Below are 17,148 nucleotides of genomic sequence, written 5' to 3'. Positions count from 1 at the left end.
ACATTTTGCAGGCCTCCCACATATCGCATGCCCGGAGCGTCCAGAAGTTGGCCAGATGCCTAGACGTGCACACCGGGAAAACGACGATGCGCAGTCAAGCGCCAGTGGGAATAATTCCTGCAAAAGTTACAGTCTGTTTGGAAAACCCTTTACCCGCCTTACCTCGACGACATGACCCCCGCGGATTTCACATCGACCATCCTCGGAAAAACGCCTGTCGGTACCGAGGAGATGCAGGCGCGCAAACTCGGCCTCTCCCCCCTGGAGCGTCGCGTGTTGATCTTGATCGACGGCAAGCGGAGCTATGCCGAACTCGCGACGCTGGCGGGCAACGTCTCGCTGCCAGACGTCCTCACCGTGCTGTGGGAGAAAGGCTGCATCCATTCGCTGGGGCGGGCGGCAACTTCCTCCTCGTCGACGGCGTCGCGCTCGGCCAGCCCGGCGCCGGCCCCGGCAACCCGTCCTTCTGAGCCGGACGACCTTGCCATGCTGCCCGACCCCTCCGAGCGCAGCGCCAAGGATGTCGAAATGGCCCGGAACTTCATGATGAACACGGTCAACACCATCTTCCAGCCCAACACGCGTCTGTCGCTGCTGGAGGCCATCTTCGCGTGCAAGACCGTCGAGGAGGTGCGCCGCGTCTACCCACGCTGGGCCGAGACGATCGCCAGCAGCACCATCGGGGCCAAGCGCCTACCCGGGTTCCGCGAGAAGCTGTTCAAAGTGCTCTGAGCCCGCAGCCAGGCTGAGACAGCCCCAGTGCCCCCCCGACACAGGCCGCGCCGAGGATCGGCGGCCGTGTGCCGAGGCCCACACTCGCGGGGCCTTTATTCAGGGTTGCCTTACTTCCTTTGCGGTGGCACGTCGGTACAAGAGCCGTGTGCCACTTCGGCGGCCATGCCCAGACTCTCGCCCAGCGTCGGGTGCGGGTGGATGGTGCTGCCGATATCGACCGCGTCGGCACCCATCTCGATCGCCAGGGCCACCTCGCCGATCATGTCGCCGGCGTGGGTGCCGACGATGCCACCCCCCAGAATTCGGCCGTGGCCCTGCGCTTCGGGGCGATCGTCGAACAGCAGCTTGGTGAAACCCTCGTCCCGGCCGTTGGCGATCGCGCGCCCGGAAGCACTCCAGGGGAACAGGCCCTTCTTGACCGGGATGCCCTGGGCCTTGGCTTGGTCTTCGGTGAGGCCGACCCAGGCGATCTCCGGGTCGGTGTAGGCCACGCTCGGTATCACTCGGGCGTCGAACGTGGACGCCGCGAGGGCCCGGTCGCCGAGCAATTCGCCGGCAATGACCTCGGCGGCCACATGCCCTTCGTGCACCGCCTTGTGCGCCAGCATGGGCTGCCCGACGATGTCACCGATGGCGTGGATGTGCGCGACGTTGGTGCGCATTTGCGCGTCGACGGGGATGAAGCCGCGCTCATTGACCGCAACACCGGCCTGCTCCGCGCCGATCTTGCGGCCGTTGGGGCTGCGGCCGACCGCTTGCAGCACACGGTCGTAAACCCCGACGCTCTGGGTGCCGTCGAGCCCTTCGAACTGCACGCGAATGCCCTCGGCGGTCGCTTCGGCGGCAACGGTGCGTGTCTTGAGCAGGATACGGTCGAAGCGCGGTTTGTTCAGCTTCTCCCAGACCCGCACCAGGTCGCGGTCAGCCCCCGGCATCAGTCCGTCGAGCATTTCGACCACGTCGAGACGCGCCCCCAGCGTGCTGTAGACGGTGCCCATTTCCAGGCCGATGATGCCGCCACCGATGATGAGCATTTTTTCGGGCACGCCCGCGAGTTCCAGTGCCCCGGTGGAATCGATGATGCGCGGGTCATCGGGCAGGAAGGGCAAGCGCACGGCCTGCGAGCCCGCGGCGATGATGCAGCGACGGAACCCCAGGCGCTGCCGCACCCCGGTCTTGTCCTGCCCGCTGCCCGTGGTTTCTTCGACTTCGACCTCGTGCGGACCCGTGAAGCTCGCATAGCCACGCACGACCGTGACCTTGCGCATCTTGGCCATGGCCGCGAGACCCCCATTGAGCTTGCTCACCACCTTTTGCTTGTGCGCACGCAGCGTGTCGATGTCGACCCTGGGTTCGCCAAACGAGACGCCGGCCGCAGCCAGATGACGCGTCTCGTCGATCACCGCCGCCACATGCAGCAGAGCCTTGCTCGGGATGCAGCCGACGTTGAGGCAGACCCCGCCCAGCTGGGCGTAGCGCTCGACCAGCACCACCTTCAAGCCCAGGTCCGCCGCGCGGAACGCCGCCGAGTAGCCGCCAGGGCCGCCGCCGAGAACGAGCAAATCGCAGTCCGCCTGGGATTCGGGTGCCGCGCCCGCCGGTGCCGGGGGCGCCGCCACCGCATCAGACGCTCCTTTTTCAGGAGCTACAGAAGAGCTTTTTTCGCTGGCATCCGCGGCTTTTTGCTCCAAATTGGCCAGCGCGCCCCCTCCTGTGGGCTCGGCGGCCGTCCGGCCTACGCCGGCATCCGCAGCCGTCTCGAGCCGCAGCAAAGGCGTGCCCTCGCTGACCTTGTCGCCCAGCTGGACCAGCAGCTCGGTGACCACCCCAGCGTGGCCCGAGGGAATTTCCATCGAAGCCTTGTCCGACTCGACCGTGACCAAGCTCTGATCCACCGCAACCCGGTCCCCCGGCCGCACCAGCAGTTCGATGACCGCGACATCCTTGAAGTCCCCGATGTCTGGGACTTTGACTTCGATTTGTGCCATCCGACGCTCCCCGCTCAAAGCAAAACCCGGCGGAAATCGCCAAGCAACTGACTCAGGTAGGCCGCAAATCGGGCGGCGGCCGCTCCGTCGATCACCCGGTGGTCATACGATAAAGACATGGGCAAAGTCAGGCGCGGTGTGAATGCCTCGCCGTTCCAGACCGGCTCCCTGAAGGTCTTGGTCAAGCCGAGGATCGCGACCTCGGGCGCATTGACGATCGGCGTGAAGTAACGGCCCCCTATGCCCCCGAGCGACGAGATGCTGAAGCACCCGCCCGACATCTCGGCCGGCGTGAGCTTGCCCTCGCGCGCCTTGGCCGACAACTGGGAGAGCTCCTGGCTGATCTGAACCAGCCCCTTGCGGTCGGCATCCTTGAGCACCGGAACGACCAGGCCGTTGGGCGTATCGGCAGCAAAGCCGATGTGGAAGTATTTTTTGTAAATCAGCGCGTCCCCGTCGAGCGAGGCATTGAACTCCGGGAATTTCTGCAGCGCCGCCACCACCGCCTTGATGACGAAAGCCAGCATGGTGAACTTGATGCCCTGTTTCTCGTGCTCTTGGTTGAGCGCCACCCGAAGCGCCTCGAGATCCGTGACATCCGCGTTTTCGTGGTGGGTGACATGCGGAATCATCACCCAGTTGCGGTGCAGGTTGGCGCCGCTGATCTTTTTGATTCGGGGCCGCTCCTTGCGCTCGACGGGGCCGAATTTCGCAAAGTCCACCTGCGGCCAGGGCAGCAAATCGGCCAAGACGGCGGGCGACGCTGCTTGCGCCTGCACGAAACGCTCGGCTTGCGCGCGGGTTTGAAGCTGGCCCTGCATGACCGCACGGCTGAAGTTGCGCACGTCTTCGAGCGTGATCCGGCCTTTGGGGCCAGTACCCGTGACCTCTTCGAGCGGTACCCCGAGTTCACGCGCAAAGCGGCGCACCGAAGGCGATGCGTGCGGCAAGCTCGCCAGGCGCGTCGCATCGGGGGCGGCCGCGACCGCGGCGACCAGCGGGGCTGCGGCGCGCATCAAGGGCTCGACGGGTCGCTCGGCCGATGTGGGCATGGGCGCGGCCGTGGGCGTCGATGCGGCCACGGCCGCCTGCGGCGCCGCTGTCTGCTGCGCCGGGGCCGCGATGGCTGGCGCGGCTTCGGGCTCTGGGGCTGCCCCTCCCTCGGCGGTCTCGACGAGGGCGATCACCGAGCCTTCGCTGACCCGATCCCCGAGCGCCACGCGCAGCTCACGCACGACGCCTGCAACGGAGGACGGAATCTCCATCGAAGCTTTGTCGGACTCGACGGTGAGCAGGCTCTGATCGAGCGCGATCGTGTCGCCCGGTTGGACGAGCAGCTCGATGACGGACACATCCTTGAAGTCCCCGATGTCGGGAACCTTGACTTCCACCAATGCCATGTGGATCTCCTTGCGGTGGCAGGCTCAGGCGAGCAGCGGGTTGATGCGGTCGGCTTGCAGGCCGTATTTGCGGATCGCCTCGGCCACCGTCGCAGCCGGCACGGTGCCGTCTTCGCTCAGCGACTTGAGCGCCGCCACGGTGATGTAGCGGCGATCGATCTCGAAATGTTCCCGCAACTTGTATCGGAAGTCGCTGCGGCCAAACCCATCGGTTCCGAGAACTTTGTAGCTTCTGCCCTTGGGAATGAAGGGCCGAATTTGCTCAGGGAAGCTGCGGATGTAATCGGTCGATGCAATGACGGGCCCCGCGTGCGGCGCCAGTTGCTGCGTCGCGAACGGCACGCGCGGCGTCTCGGTCGGGTGCAGCAGATTCCACCGCTCGCAGTCGTGGCCGTCGCGGGCCAACTCGGTAAAGCTCGGGCAGCTCCAGACGTTGGCGGCGACCCCCCAGTCGGTGGCGAGCAGCTCCTGCGCCGCGAGACTCTCGCGCAGGATGGAGCCGCTGCCGAGCAACTGCACGCGCGGCGTGAGCTTCGGGCCCTCTTTGCACAGATACATGCCCTTGATGATCTGCTCTTCGGTGCCCGGCGTCAGGCCCGGCATGGCGTAGTTCTCATTGAGCAGCGTCACATAGAAAAAGACGTTCTCCTGACGCTCGACCATGCGCTTGAGCCCATGGTGCAAGATCACGCCGACCTCATGCGCAAAAGTCGGGTCGTAGCTCACGCAGTTGGGAATCACCCCGGAGAGGATGTGGCTGTGCCCGTCTTCGTGTTGCAGCCCTTCCCCGTTGAGGGTCGTCCGGCCGCTCGTGCCCCCGAGCAAAAAGCCGCGCGCCTGCATGTCGCCCGCTGCCCAAGCGAGGTCGCCCACGCGCTGGAAGCCGAACATCGAGTAATAGACGAAAAACGGCACCATGATGCGGTTGTTCGTCGAGTACGAGGTGGCCGCAGCGATCCAGCTGCTCATGCCGCCGGCTTCGTTGATGCCCTCCTGCAAGATCTGGCCGGCCTGGTCCTCGCGGTAGTACATCACCTGGTCTTTGTCGACCGGGGTGTATTTCTGACCTTCGGGGTTGTAAATCCCGATCTGTCGGAACAAGCCCTCCATGCCAAAGGTGCGCGCCTCGTCGACCAGGATGGGAACCACCCGCGGCCCCAGCGCCTGGTCGCGCAGCAACTGGGTCAGAAAGCGCACATAGGCCTGCGTGGTCGAAATTTCGCGCCCGGGAGCCGTGGGCTCGAGCACGGCCTGGAACACCTCCAGCGCGGGCACGGTGAACTGCTCGTCGCTGCGGGTGCGCCGCTTGGGCAGGTAGCCGCCCAGCGCCCGGCGCCGCTCGTGTAAGTAGCGCATTTCGGGCGTATCGTCGGCCGGCTTGTAAAACGGAATCTTGGGCAATTCCGAATCGGGAATCGGAATGTTGAAGCGGTCGCGGAAGTGGCGGATGTCGTCGTCCGAGAGCTTTTTGGTCTGGTGCGCGGTGTTCTTGCCCTCGCCCGCCTTGCCCATGCCATAACCCTTCACCGTTTTGACCAGCACCACCGTCGGCTGCCCGCGATGGTGGTAGGCACGATGGAAGGCGGCGTAAACCTTTTGCGGATCGTGACCGCCGCGGCGCAGGTTCCATATGTCCTCGTCGCTCATCTTCGCGACGAGCTCGAGCGCTCTCGGGTCGCGGCCAAAGAAATGCTTGCGGACATAGGCACCGTCGTTGGCTTTGAACGCCTGGTAATCGCCGTCGAGCGTCTCCATCATGATGCGGCGAAGCACGCCTTCTTTGTCGCGCGCCAGCAGCGGATCCCAGTTGCTGCCCCAGATCACCTTGATGACGTTCCAGCCCGCGCCCCGGAACTCCGCTTCGAGCTCCTGAATGATCTTGCCGTTGCCGCGGACCGGCCCATCGAGCCGTTGCAGGTTGCAGTTGACGACGAAAATCAGGTTGTCGAGCTTCTCGCGCGCTGCCAGGCCGATGGCGCCCATGCTCTCGGGCTCGTCCATTTCCCCATCGCCACAGAAGGCCCAGACCTTGCGCCGCTCGGTGTCGGCGATCCCCCGAGCGTGCAAATACTTCAGAAAGCGCGCTTGATAAATCGCCATCAGTGGCCCGAGCCCCATCGAGACCGTCGGAAACTGCCAGAACTCGGGCATCAGCTTGGGGTGCGGGTAACTCGAAAGCCCCTTACCGTCGACCTCTTGGCGGAAGTGCAGCAGTTGCTCCTCGGTCAGCCGCCCCTCGAGATACGCCCGGGCGTAAATGCCGGGCGCACTGTGACCTTGGATGTAGAGCAGGTCGCCGCCGTGCGTACCACCGGCATCCGTGTCGTCGGCATGCCAGAAATGATTGAAGCCCACGGCCAGCATGTGCGCGAGGGACTGGAAGGAGCTGATGTGCCCCCCGAGATCCCCGCCATCGGGCGGGTTGAGCCGATTGGCCTTGACGACCATGGCCATCGCGTTCCAGCGCATGTAGGCGCGCAACCGCCCTTCGAGCTCGAGATTGCCGGGGTTGCGCTCCTCTTCTTCGGGCTCGATCGTGTTGACGTAGCCCGTGTTGGCCGAAAACGGCAAATCGATGCTGTTTTCGCGCGCGTGCTCGAGCAAGGCTTCCAGCAGAAAGTGGGCGCGATCGGGCCCTTCACGCTCGATGACGGCCGACAGCGCTTCGAGCCATTCGCGGGTTTCGCCGGGGTCGGCGTCGGACGCGCCGGGCAGAGACAAAGGTGCGGGTGGAACGGACATCGGACGTCTCCTCGTTGGATGAAATAGCGAAACCGGCGCGCAGGTGCGGACGAATGAGCGTTAGGGTACCGCTGAACCAGTCCCCCGCGCGTCGCGCATCCCGGCTGCGGGCGGTCTGCTTCGTTGCAAATCCTCGCCAAAGCTTCGGCTATGGCTTCGGTTTGCGCCTCGCATCCCATCCCGCGGCCGGGCGCGCGCCATCGCGGGAACTGATTCAGCGGTGCCTTAGTCTCCCACAATTTTTCGTCAATTTCAAATGACGCTTTTGTTTTCTGCAATGTGAAATTTGGGCCTCAGCAGGCTGCATGCCGGCCTCGTACACTTTGCCGATGCCCCCCGCTTTCTCACCGCCCCGCTTCCTGCGCCTGAAGCAGCTACCGCCCTTGGTTTGGTGGCGACGCTGGTGGACGCGACAACCCCCCAGTCGCCAAGACCGCGTCGCGATGCTCGCGCCGATCGCGGCCGTTCTGCTGTTCCTGCTGGCCATCGTCGTTTCGTTTTGGTACTTGCGCGCCGAGGAAATGGAACGCGAACATGAAGCACTGGTGCGGGATCTCGAATATGCCCAGCAACGCCTGCGGCTGCGCTTGCTCGAACGGCAGGAGCAGGTGATGCGGCTGGCGCGCGACGCGGCCAATCGGGAGATCGACCCCGAAGCCTTCATGCAGCGCGCCGAAGCGCTGGTGGCGCAATACCCGGAGCTCGAGGCCCTGACCTGGATCGACGAGCGCGGGCGCATCCTTGCGAGCCGCGCGACGCCGAGCCTCGCCAGGGGCAGCCGCTGGGTCGCTGGCGAACGCTTGCCGCCCGGACCCTTGCGCGACAGCCTGGAAACACTGGAGCGGTTGCAGCAACCGCTCTACGCCTGGGCGACTGCGGCCGACCGTTCCGCGGACGCACGCACCTTGACCCTGCTGGTCCCCCTGATCGACGGGCAGAAGTTCTCCGGCGCGATCCTGGCGGAATACTCACCCGACAGCCTGCTGCGTTACGGCACACCCAACGACATCGCCTCGAAGTACGCGTTGGCGCTGCTCGATGCTCGGCGCGAGCTCATTGCCGGGCAAAACGTGCCCAGCCGAAGCAGTTCCCTCGGACTCGTACCCTGGCGAGCACGCCTCAACCAGGAAGAACTGCCGGTGCCGCCGGTGGGCAACGGCCTGGTGCTGCGCGCCCAGGCCTGGCGGACTTCGCTGGGGATCGTCGGCAGCGGTTTGTTTTGGCTGGTCGGTGCGCTCAGTGCGCTGACGGCTTGGATGCTGGTCGCCAACTGGCGTCACACGCGCCGACGGCTGCAGGCCCAGCAAGCCTTGCTCGCCGAGACGAGCTTTCGGCGAGCGATGGAAAACTCCATGTTGACGGGGATGCGTGCGCTCGATCTCGACGGCCGCATCACCTACGTCAACCCGGCCTTTTGCCGCATGACCGGCTGGACCGAGGAAGACCTGCTCGGTCGATGCGCGCCCTTCCCCTACTGGCCGGAAGAGGACACCGAGCGGCTGGAATCCCTACTGCGGCAGGAACTGAGCGGTCAGATTCCGCCATCGGGCGTGCAGTTTCGCGTCAAACGCAAGGACGGCACACGCTTCGATGCGCGGCTCTATGTCTCGCCGCTGATCGACGCGAGCGGCAAACAAACCGGCTGGATGACCTCGATGACCGACATCACCGAGCCCAACCGCATCCGCGACCAGTTGCAAGCCTCTCACGAGCGATTCACGGCGGTGCTCGAGGCGCTCGACGCCTCGGTTTCGGTCGTCCCCCTCGGGGGCACCGAGTTGCTGTTCGCCAACAAGCTCTATCGGCTGTGGTTTGGCGCTCGATCCGACGGGCATTTGTCGCTGCTGGAGCAGGCGGGGCGGCCGGCCCGAAATCCCCGAGATGCCGACCACGAACAGGAAGACAGCCTTGCGGGTCTGCCGACCGACGCCTTGTCCGCGGCCGAGTCGGAAAATGCCGAGGTCTTCGTCGCCGAACTGGCCATGTGGCTCGAGGTGCGCTCGCGCTATCTGACCTGGGTCGACGGGCGGCTGGCGCAAATGGTCATTGCGACCGACATCACCGCGCGCCGGCGCGCCGAGGAACTCGCAGCCTCGCAGGCCGAACGCGCACAGGCGGCCAGCCGACTCATCACCATGGGCGAGATGGCTTCGAGTGTCGCGCATGAACTCAACCAGCCGCTGACCGCCATCAACAACTATTGCAACGGGATGATCTCCCGCATCCGCTCCGGCCAGCCCTGCAGCGAGGACCTCGTCGGCGCGCTCGAGAAAACGGCCCGCCAGGCGCAGCGCGCGGGTCAGATCATTCAGCGCATCAAGAGCTTCGTGAAGCGCAGCGAGCCCAACCGCCAGGCGGCCGACGTGGCCACGATCGTCGAGGAAGCGGTCGAATTGGCCGAAATCGAATACCGCCGACGCGGCGTGCGGCTGCACCGGCATTTGGCCGAGCCCCTGCCCAAAATCTCGGCCGACCCTATCCTGATCGGGCAAGTGTTGATCAACCTGTTGAAGAACGCCGCCGAGTCGATCGACGCCGCGCAACGCCCGCCGGTCGATCGGGTGGTCGAACTGCGGGTTGCGGCGCGCGAAGTCGATGGCCGGCCGACCGTGTCCTTCACGGTCGAAGACCGCGGTCGCGGCCTTGCGCCTGAAGTGCTCGATCGGCTGTACGAAGCGTTTTTCTCGACGAAAACCGAGGGCATGGGCATCGGACTCAACCTCTGCCGCACCATCGTCGAGTCGCATCAAGGGCGGATGGAAGCACGCAACCTCTACAATGGCGAGCTCGTCGTCGGCTGCTGTTTCAGCTTCTGGATACCGGTTCATGTCCCTGAGGGCGCCGACGCATCCGACGCTGATGGAGAAGCTGCATGAGTTTGATTCCGAGAAGAGGCAAGGTCTACGTCGTGGACGACGACGAGGCCGTGCGCGACTCGCTGCAGTGGCTGCTCGAAGGCAAAGACTATCGCGTGCAGGCCTTCGACTCGGCTGAGAGCTTTCTGGCCCGGCACGATCCGCGCGAAGTCGCCTGTCTGCTGGTCGACATCCGCATGTCGGGCATGAGCGGCCTCGATCTGCAAGACCGCCTGATCGAACGTCGCTCGCCTTTGCCCATGGCCTTCATCACCGGCCACGGTGACGTTCCCATGGCGGTGGAAACGATGAAGAAAGGCGCGTACGACTTCATCCAAAAGCCGTTCAACGAAGCCTCGCTGCTGGCCATCGTCGACCGCATGCTCGAGGCCGCGCAGCAGAATTTCGAGGCGCAACAGCAGAGCGCCGCCCGCGAGGCCATGATGGCGCGACTGACGAGCCGCGAGGCGCAGGTGCTCGAGCGCATCGTTGCCGGTCGGCTGAACAAGCAAATCGCCGACGACCTCGGCATCAGCATCAAGACCGTTGAAGCGCACCGGGCGAACATCATGGAAAAGCTCAACGCCAACACGGTCGCCGACCTGCTGAAGATCGCGCTGGGCCCGTCGAGCGCCAAAAGCTGACCTCCCCTTGCGCCCGCCGTAGCCGGCGCAAGCCCCATTGATTCGAGTACCCGCCATGACCGCCCAGATCATCGATGGCATTGCCATTTCCAAACACGTGCGCACCAGCGTCGCCGAGCGCACCCGCGCACTTCAGCAGCACGGCGTGACACCCGGCCTGGCGGTGTTGCTCGTGGGGGACAACCCGGCCAGCCAGGTTTATGTCCGCAACAAGGTGCGTGCCTGCCACGAGGTCGGCTTTCATTCGGTGCTCGAGCAATATCCGCAGACGCTGGCGGAAGCCGAACTGCTTGAGCGCATCGCGGTACTCAACGCCGATCCCAGCATCCACGGCATCCTGGTGCAACTGCCCTTGCCTGCGCACATCGATGAGCACAAGGTCATCGAGGCGATTGCGCCGTCGAAGGATGTCGATGGCTTCCATGTCGCCAACGCGGGCGCGCTGCTCACCGGGCTGCCGGGCTTTCTCCCCTGCACGCCGCATGGCGTCATGAAAATGCTCGAGTCGATCGGCTACGAGTTGCGCGGCAAGCACGCAGTCGTCATCGGCCGCAGCAACATCGTGGGCAAACCCATGGCCTTGCTGCTGCTCCAGCAGCATGCCACGGTCACGATCTGCCACAGCGCAACACCGGACCTCAAGGCCATGACGCTGCAGGCCGACGTGCTGGTCGCTGCGGTCGGCAAGCAGGGCTTGGTGACGGCGGACATGGTCAAACCCGGCGCCGTGGTGATCGACGTGGGCATGAACCGAACAACCGAGGGCAAGCTCTGTGGCGACGTCGACTATGCCGGGGTCTCGACCGTGGCAGGCTGGATCACGCCCGTGCCCGGAGGCGTCGGGCCGATGACCATCACGATGCTGCTGGTCAACACCTTGCAGGCAGCCGAGCGCTCGTTGCCTGGGCGCTAGGGCTCTGGCGACGGGCAGCGCCATCCGCGCCCTGCACGGTTCGCGCACAATCGGTGCATGAACACCGAAAACGAAACGAATCCCCTGCTCGACTTCTCAGGTCTGCCCGCATTCGACCGGGTGGCTCCGGCGCATGTCGTACCCGCGATCCAAGAGCTGCTGGCCCAGGCCAACGCGGCGCTGGCCCGGGTCACCGAGCCTTCTTTCCCCGCCGACTGGTTGGCGATCGCGCGCACGCTCGACGTGGCGACCGAGCGCCTGGGCCGGGCGTGGGGCGTCGTGAGCCACCTCAACGCCGTGGCCGACAGCCCGGAACTGCGCGCTGCGTACAACGAAGCGCTGCCTGCAGTGACCGAGTTTTGGACACGGCTCGGCGCCGACGAGCGGCTATACGCCAAGTACAAGGCGATCGACCCCGCCACGCTTGACGATGCCCAGCGCCAGGCGCACCGGCTGGCCTTGCGCGCCTTCGTGCTGGGCGGCGCCGAGCTGCAGGGCCAACAGCGCGAGCGGCACGCCCAGATTCAAGGGCGGCTGGCTGAACTGAGCCAAAAATTCAGCGAAAACGTGCTCGATGCCACCGATCATTTCGCCTACTACGCCAGCGCCGATGAGGTCGAGGGCATCCCAGAGGACGTGCTGCTCGCGGCCCGGGAAGCCGCCTCGAAGGATGGCCGTGAGGGCTACAAGCTGACGCTGAAGCTGCCCTCGTATCTGCCCGTGATGCAATACGCGCGCAGCGGCGCGCTTCGGGAGCGGCTCTACCGCGCCTACGTCACTCGGGCCTCGGATCAGGCGGAAGGAGAAGCCCGGCGCTACGACAACACGCCGATCATTCGGGAAATCCTCGCCTTGCGCCGCGAAGAAGCACAACTGCTGGGCTACCCGAACTATGCGGCGCTGTCCCTGGTGCCGAAGATGGCCGAGTCGCCCGAGGAAGTGGCTGCGTTCCTCCGAGCGCTCGCCGAGCGGGCCCGGCCCTACGCCGAGCGCGACGTCGCCGAAATGCGCGCGTTTGCGGCCGAGCATTTGGGCATCCGCGACCCACAGCCCTGGGACTGGACGTACATCGGCGAGCGCCTCAAGGAAAGCCGCTATGCCTTCAGCGAACAGGAACTGAAGCAGTATTTCCCGCAGCCCAAGGTGCTGCAAGGTTTGTTCGAACTCGTCGAACATCTGTTCGAGATTCGCATCGCCCCGGACCAGGCGGCGGTCTGGCATCCGGACGTGCGTTTTTTCCGCATCGAGCGCGAAGGCTCGCTCGTGGGCCAGTTCTATTTCGACCCCACGGCGCGCAACGGCAAACGCGGCGGAGCTTGGATGGACGACGTGCGCGCCCGTTGGCGCCGCCCGGACACGGGCGAACTGCAGACGCCGGTCGCGCATCTGGTGTGCAACTTCGCTGGGCCCCAAGACGGCAAGCCCGCGCTGTTGACCCACGACGACGTCATCACCGTCTTTCATGAATTCGGGCACGGATTGCACCACCTGCTCACTCAAGTCGATGAGCGTGATGTCTCGGGCATCAGTGGGGTCGAGTGGGATGCCGTCGAGTTGCCCAGCCAGTTCATGGAGAACTTTTGCTGGGAGTGGAACGTCCTGCGCGCGATGACGGCCCACGTGGACACGGGCGAGCCGATTCCGCGCGCCCTGTTCGACAAGATCAGCGCCGCGCGCAACTACCAAAGCGGCCTGCAGACCCTGCGCCAAATCGAGTACGCGCTGTTCGACATCCTGCTGCACACCGACCACGAGCCCGAAGCCGATCTGCAGCCCTTGCTCGATCAGGTTCGTGCCGAGGTCGCCGTGCTGCCGCCGCCGGGCTTTGCGCGAACCGCGCACAGCTTTGGGCACATCTTTGCCGGTGGCTACGCCGCGGGTTATTACAGCTACAAGTGGGCTGAGGTGCTGAGCGCCGATGCCTACGCCGCCTTCGAGGAAACCGTCTCCGGCGACGGCCGCCACAGCCGCGAAACCGGTCGCCGTTACCGGCAGGCAATCCTCGAAGCGGGCGGCAGCCGCCCTGCCATGGATTCGTTCAAAGCCTTCCGCGGGCGCGAGCCCAGGCTCGACGCGCTGCTGCGGCATCAAGGCATGGCGGACGCGCCGCCCGCCCGGCCGACCCAGCCCTGAGAGGCTGAGCCTATCCTACCCGCGGGTACCCAAAGAGGAGGAATCAAACGTGTTTGAATCGATCGACCGCCGACCGTTGCGGGCCGTGTTCGCCGCTGTGCTCCTGCTCGGCGGGGGCAGTTCCTCGGCCCAGGCGCTCTACCGCATCGTTGGCCCGGATGGACGCGTCACTTACTCGGACGTCCCCCCACCCCCCGCGGCCAAGGCTGCCTCGCAGCCGGCTCGAGCGGGTGCTGCGGCAGCGGGTTCAGGCCCTGCCCTTCCCTATGAACTGCAGCAAGCCGTGAGCCGCTATCCGATCACGCTCTATACCACCTCGTCGTGCGCCGCTTGCGATGCTGCTCGGGCTTACCTGCGGCAGCGCGGCGTGCCTTTTGCCGAACGGACCGTGACCACCCCCGAGGACGCGCAGCTGCTACAGCAGCGAACTCAGTCGACCGAACTGCCGGTTCTCGGTATCGGCAACCGCATCGTCAAAGGCTACAACGAGACCGAATGGCGTCAGTATCTCGATGCTGCCGGCTACCCACGCAGCGCCCAGCTGCCACCCGGTTACCGGCTGCCGCCGCCTGCGCCACTGGCCGAACCCAAGGCCACACCCGCGGCATCCTCCGCGGCATCCGCCGCGCAGCCAGCCGACGCGGTGGCACCCACTTCGGCCTATGAGCCGCCCCCACCGCCGGCCCCGCCGCCGCAGCGCGCGCCAAGCAATCCTGCCGGCATCCGCTTTTGAGCGGGAGCGCGCCTCCGAGCGCGCTCCGATTTCGAGAGCAACCCCCGCCCTATTGATCCCGGCAAGGTCGCAAAATCAGTCGAATTTGAGGGTTTTGACGCCCTGCTCGGTGCCCAGCAGGCAGACGCTCGCCTTGTGGTGGGCAAAAACACCGACCTCGACGACGCCCGGCCAGAGGCTCACCATCGCCTCGAAGCCCAGCGGGTCGCTGATGCGCAGGCCTTGCACATCGAGGATGTGCTGACCGTTGTCGGTCACGAGGGGCTTACCGTCTTTCAGGCGCAGCACCGGTTTGCCGCCCAGCGCGAAGAACTGGCGCATGATGCGGTGGCTCGCCATCGGGATCACCTCCACCGGCAGCGGGAAGGCCCCAAGGGTGTGTACGAGCTTGGACTGGTCGGCGATGCAGATGAAGCGCTTCGATTGGGCGGCGACGATCTTCTCGCGCGTGAGTGCCGCGCCACCGCCTTTGATCATGTAGCCTGCGGGGTCGATCTCGTCGGCGCCGTCGATATAGACCGCGATCTCTTCGACCTCGTTGCAGTCGAACACCGGGATTCCGACCGCTTTGAGCCGCGCCGTCGAGGCCTCGGAACTCGAAACCGCGCCGATGATCTGGTCCTTCAGGGTCGCGAGCGCCTCGATGAACTTGTTGACGGTCGAGCCCGTCCCCACCCCGACGATCTCACCCGGCGTCACATAGTCGAGGGCGGCTCGGCCAACGATCGCTTTGAGTTCATCTTGCGTCATTTGCGACAATCTCCTCTGTTCAAAACACGCATTATCCGATGAGCTTTTTCCCCTACGCGGGCGCGCGCGCGCTGCTGTTTCGGCTCGACCCCGAAGTCGCCCATGAACTGACGCTCTCGAGCCTCGAGCGCCTGCAGCACACACCGCTGGCCTGCGCCTGGGCCCAGCCACGGGTCGAGGACCCGGTCACGGTCGCGGGGCTGCGTTTTCCCAACCGCGTGGGCCTCGCCGCAGGGCTCGACAAGAACGCGCGCTGCATCGACGCCTTTGCCGCCATGGGCTTTGGCTTCGTCGAGGTCGGCACGGTCACGCCGCTGCCGCAGCCGGGCAACCCCAAGCCGCGCATGTTCCGCCTGCCCGAAGCGCATGCGCTCATCAACCGGCTGGGTTTCAACAATGAAGGGCTCGACGCTTTCGTCGCGCATGTGCAGCGCGCGCGCTTTCGCACGCAGGCGCAGGGCACGCCCATGGTGCTCGGCCTCAACATCGGCAAAAACGCCGCCACGCCGATCGAAGAGGCCACGCGCGACTACCTCACGGGGCTCGCGGGGGTGTACGCCCATGCCGACTATGTGACGGTCAACATCTCGAGCCCGAACACGAAAAACCTGCGTGCGCTGCAAAGCGACGCCGCGCTCGATGGCCTGCTTGGCGCGCTGGCTCAATCCCGCGAGACGCTCGCGCACGAGCATGGACGACGCGTGCCGATCTTCATCAAAATCGCACCCGACCTCGACGACGGCCAGATCGAAGCGATCGCCACCGCGCTGCGCGCGCACGGCATGGACGGCGTCGTGGCGACCAACACGACCTTGGCGCGCGATGCGGTGCGCGGCCTGCCCCATGCCGACGAAGCCGGCGGACTCAGCGGCGCCCCGGTGTTCGAACCCAGCAACCGGGTGATCCGTGCCTTGCGCGCGGCCTTGGGGCCGGACTTTCCCATCATCGGCGTGGGCGGCATCTTGAGCGGTGCGGACGCGGTTCAAAAGATCGAAGCCGGCGCCAACCTGGTTCAGATCTACACCGGATTCATCTACCGCGGCCCAGCGCTGGTGCGCGAGGCGGCCCGGGCGATTGCGCTGTGACGCCCAGACGCAGCGGCTGGCCACCTCGGCGTTGACCCGGGTGCCAACCCCTGTGCCGCCCGCTCATCCACCCGCGCGCTTGACCTTGAAGCCCCGCGCTGCGAGCCAGTCCACCAGGCGCGCGACATGGTCGCCCTGGATTTCGACCACCCCGTCCTTGACCGTGCCGCCGCTGCCGCAGGCGGTCTTGAGTTGCTTGGCCAAGGCTTCGAGTTCGGCGCCGCCCAAGGGCACGCCGCGCACCAGCGTGACGACCTTGCCGCCGCGCCCCTTACTCTCGCGTGCCACACGAACCACGCCGTCCCCGGCCACGCGCGCGGCCGCCTCGGCCCGCGCCTTGCACACGCATTGCGCCACCGGCTGGCGGCACTGCGGACACATGCGGCCGCCTTCGGTCGAATACACCAACGCCGACAAGCCGCCGAAACCACGCGCCTTGGGCTTCATGTCGGCGACTCCGGAAGACGAAAGTTCAGCATGCGGGTGGCCAGCACGGTCTCGATGAAAAAGCAAAGCAAGGCCGCGAGAAAACAGCCGATCCCGCCGAGGAAGCCCGCCACGGCCAGCCGACTCGCCTGAAAGTCCGTGGTCTCGGCGACGAACAGCACGATGATCGTCAAGCCGATGAAAAAGGCGCACAGCGTGAGCAAAGCCACCGCGCCGTTGGCGAGCCGTCCGCGCCAGCGCAAGAGCCCGATTTCCGACAGCGCACGCGCGCGGAAGGCGGGGTCGGTCGAAGCCAAGGCTTGCGCCTCCACCACGCGCGCGCGGTCGATGATGCGCGCGAGCCGCCCTGCCACCGCGCCGATCAGGCTCGAGACGGCAGTGAGCAAAAACACCGGCGCGACGGCAAGCTGGATGCCGTGCGTGATGGCCGAGGTATCGACGGGCAAAGCCATGGCGGGTTCAATCGGGCGTGAAATTCGCGGTGAATTTGGCCGCATCGGCCTCGAGCTCGAAGGTGACGAGCTGGCCCATCTTGCCGTCGGACAAACGGCAAGCCGCAAAGAGGCTTGCGCGACCTGCGAAGTAGAAGCTCGGCAGGTCGATCAGCGCATAGGGATGCGGCACGAACACCTCATGCTCGAACACCTCGCGGTGAGCGTTGCGCGGCGAGGGAAACAGCTTGTAGCGTGCCGTCTGAATGACCCGGTCGGACATACGGAACCT

The 17,148-nt window shown here is 65.6% G+C and carries 14 protein-coding genes; 7 read left to right on the top strand and 7 right to left on the bottom strand.

All coding sequences use genetic code 11. The features are described 5' to 3' along the window. The first annotated feature begins 171 nt into the window (after nt 1–171). Complete coding sequence (locus tag EDC62_RS12985; RefSeq protein WP_170159023.1) at nt 172–732, top strand: hypothetical protein; 561 nt, start codon at nt 172–174, stop codon at nt 730–732. Nucleotides 733–842: 110 nt separating this feature from the next. Here the strand turns inward: EDC62_RS12985 and lpdA are convergent, their stop codons facing one another. Genes lpdA through aceE form a run of 3 tightly spaced genes read right to left on the bottom strand, consistent with a single transcriptional unit; the run spans nt 843 to nt 6,865 of the window. Next, a complete protein-coding gene (gene lpdA / locus EDC62_RS05620; RefSeq protein ID WP_124221438.1) occupies nt 843–2,723 on the bottom strand; it encodes a dihydrolipoyl dehydrogenase in 1,881 nt (626 codons plus the stop codon). A 14-nt stretch (nt 2,724–2,737) separates the two neighbouring features. Next, complete coding sequence (gene aceF, locus EDC62_RS05615; protein ID WP_124221436.1) at nt 2,738–4,123, bottom strand: dihydrolipoyllysine-residue acetyltransferase; 1,386 nt, start codon at nt 4,121–4,123, stop codon at nt 2,738–2,740. A 24-nt stretch (nt 4,124–4,147) separates the two neighbouring features. After that, nucleotides 4,148–6,865 (bottom strand): pyruvate dehydrogenase (acetyl-transferring), homodimeric type, encoded by a 2,718-nt coding sequence (gene aceE / locus EDC62_RS05610; RefSeq protein WP_124221434.1) that lies wholly within the window; start codon nt 6,863–6,865, stop codon nt 4,148–4,150. A gap of 329 nt (nt 6,866–7,194) precedes the next feature. Between aceE and EDC62_RS05605 the strand changes: the two genes are divergently transcribed. The 5 genes from EDC62_RS05605 to EDC62_RS05585 are packed head-to-tail and all read left to right on the top strand — an operon-like array spanning nt 7,195 to nt 14,143. Next, entirely contained in the window at nt 7,195–9,741 is a 2,547-nt protein-coding gene (locus tag EDC62_RS05605; protein WP_211330930.1) for a PAS domain-containing sensor histidine kinase, read from the top strand. Further along, nucleotides 9,738–10,364, top strand: coding sequence for a response regulator transcription factor (locus tag EDC62_RS05600; protein ID WP_124221430.1), 627 nt, complete (start codon nt 9,738–9,740; stop codon nt 10,362–10,364). The genes EDC62_RS05605 and EDC62_RS05600 overlap by 4 nt, the downstream gene beginning before the upstream one ends. A 55-nt stretch (nt 10,365–10,419) precedes the next feature. After that, nucleotides 10,420–11,277: a bifunctional methylenetetrahydrofolate dehydrogenase/methenyltetrahydrofolate cyclohydrolase FolD gene (gene folD / locus EDC62_RS05595; protein ID WP_124221428.1), complete on the top strand. Its 858-nt coding sequence runs from the start codon at nt 10,420–10,422 to the stop codon at nt 11,275–11,277. A gap of 57 nt (nt 11,278–11,334) precedes the next feature. Then, nucleotides 11,335–13,410: a M3 family metallopeptidase gene (locus EDC62_RS05590; RefSeq protein WP_124221426.1), complete on the top strand. Its 2,076-nt coding sequence runs from the start codon at nt 11,335–11,337 to the stop codon at nt 13,408–13,410. A 49-nt stretch (nt 13,411–13,459) separates the two neighbouring features. Next, a complete protein-coding gene (locus EDC62_RS05585; RefSeq protein WP_245968768.1) occupies nt 13,460–14,143 on the top strand; it encodes a glutaredoxin family protein in 684 nt (227 codons plus the stop codon). A gap of 75 nt (nt 14,144–14,218) precedes the next feature. Here EDC62_RS05585 and rpiA read toward each other — a convergent pair whose 3' ends face one another. After that, nucleotides 14,219–14,893, bottom strand: coding sequence for a ribose-5-phosphate isomerase RpiA (rpiA, locus tag EDC62_RS05580; protein ID WP_124221424.1), 675 nt, complete (start codon nt 14,891–14,893; stop codon nt 14,219–14,221). 38 nt (nt 14,894–14,931) lie between these two features. Between rpiA and EDC62_RS05575 the strand changes: the two genes are divergently transcribed. Continuing rightward, nucleotides 14,932–15,978, top strand: a complete 1,047-nt coding sequence (locus tag EDC62_RS05575) for a quinone-dependent dihydroorotate dehydrogenase (protein ID WP_124221422.1) — start codon at nt 14,932–14,934, stop codon at nt 15,976–15,978. A gap of 63 nt (nt 15,979–16,041) precedes the next feature. Here EDC62_RS05575 and EDC62_RS05570 read toward each other — a convergent pair whose 3' ends face one another. From EDC62_RS05570 to EDC62_RS05560, 3 genes are read right to left on the bottom strand one after another with little or no spacing between them, the layout of a single operon-like run. Beyond that, nucleotides 16,042–16,425 carry a translation initiation factor Sui1 gene (locus EDC62_RS05570; protein ID WP_124221420.1) on the bottom strand — a complete coding sequence of 128 codons (384 nt, stop codon included), beginning with the start codon at nt 16,423–16,425 and terminating at the stop codon, nt 16,042–16,044. Continuing rightward, nucleotides 16,422–16,877, bottom strand: coding sequence for a DUF2721 domain-containing protein (locus tag EDC62_RS05565; protein WP_124221418.1), 456 nt, complete (start codon nt 16,875–16,877; stop codon nt 16,422–16,424). Before EDC62_RS05565 ends, EDC62_RS05570 begins: the two co-directional genes overlap by 4 nt. Before the next feature lie 7 nt (nt 16,878–16,884). Continuing rightward, nucleotides 16,885–17,139 carry a hypothetical protein gene (locus EDC62_RS05560; protein WP_124221416.1) on the bottom strand — a complete coding sequence of 85 codons (255 nt, stop codon included), beginning with the start codon at nt 17,137–17,139 and terminating at the stop codon, nt 16,885–16,887. Nucleotides 17,140–17,148: the final 9 nt, after the last annotated feature.

The organism is Tibeticola sediminis, from assembly GCF_003843835.1.
Taxonomy (GTDB): Bacteria; Pseudomonadota; Gammaproteobacteria; order Burkholderiales; family Burkholderiaceae_C; genus Tibeticola; species Tibeticola sediminis.
The sequence above is the reverse complement of the archived record's forward strand: the minus strand, read 5'-3'. Positions and strand labels throughout refer to the sequence as shown.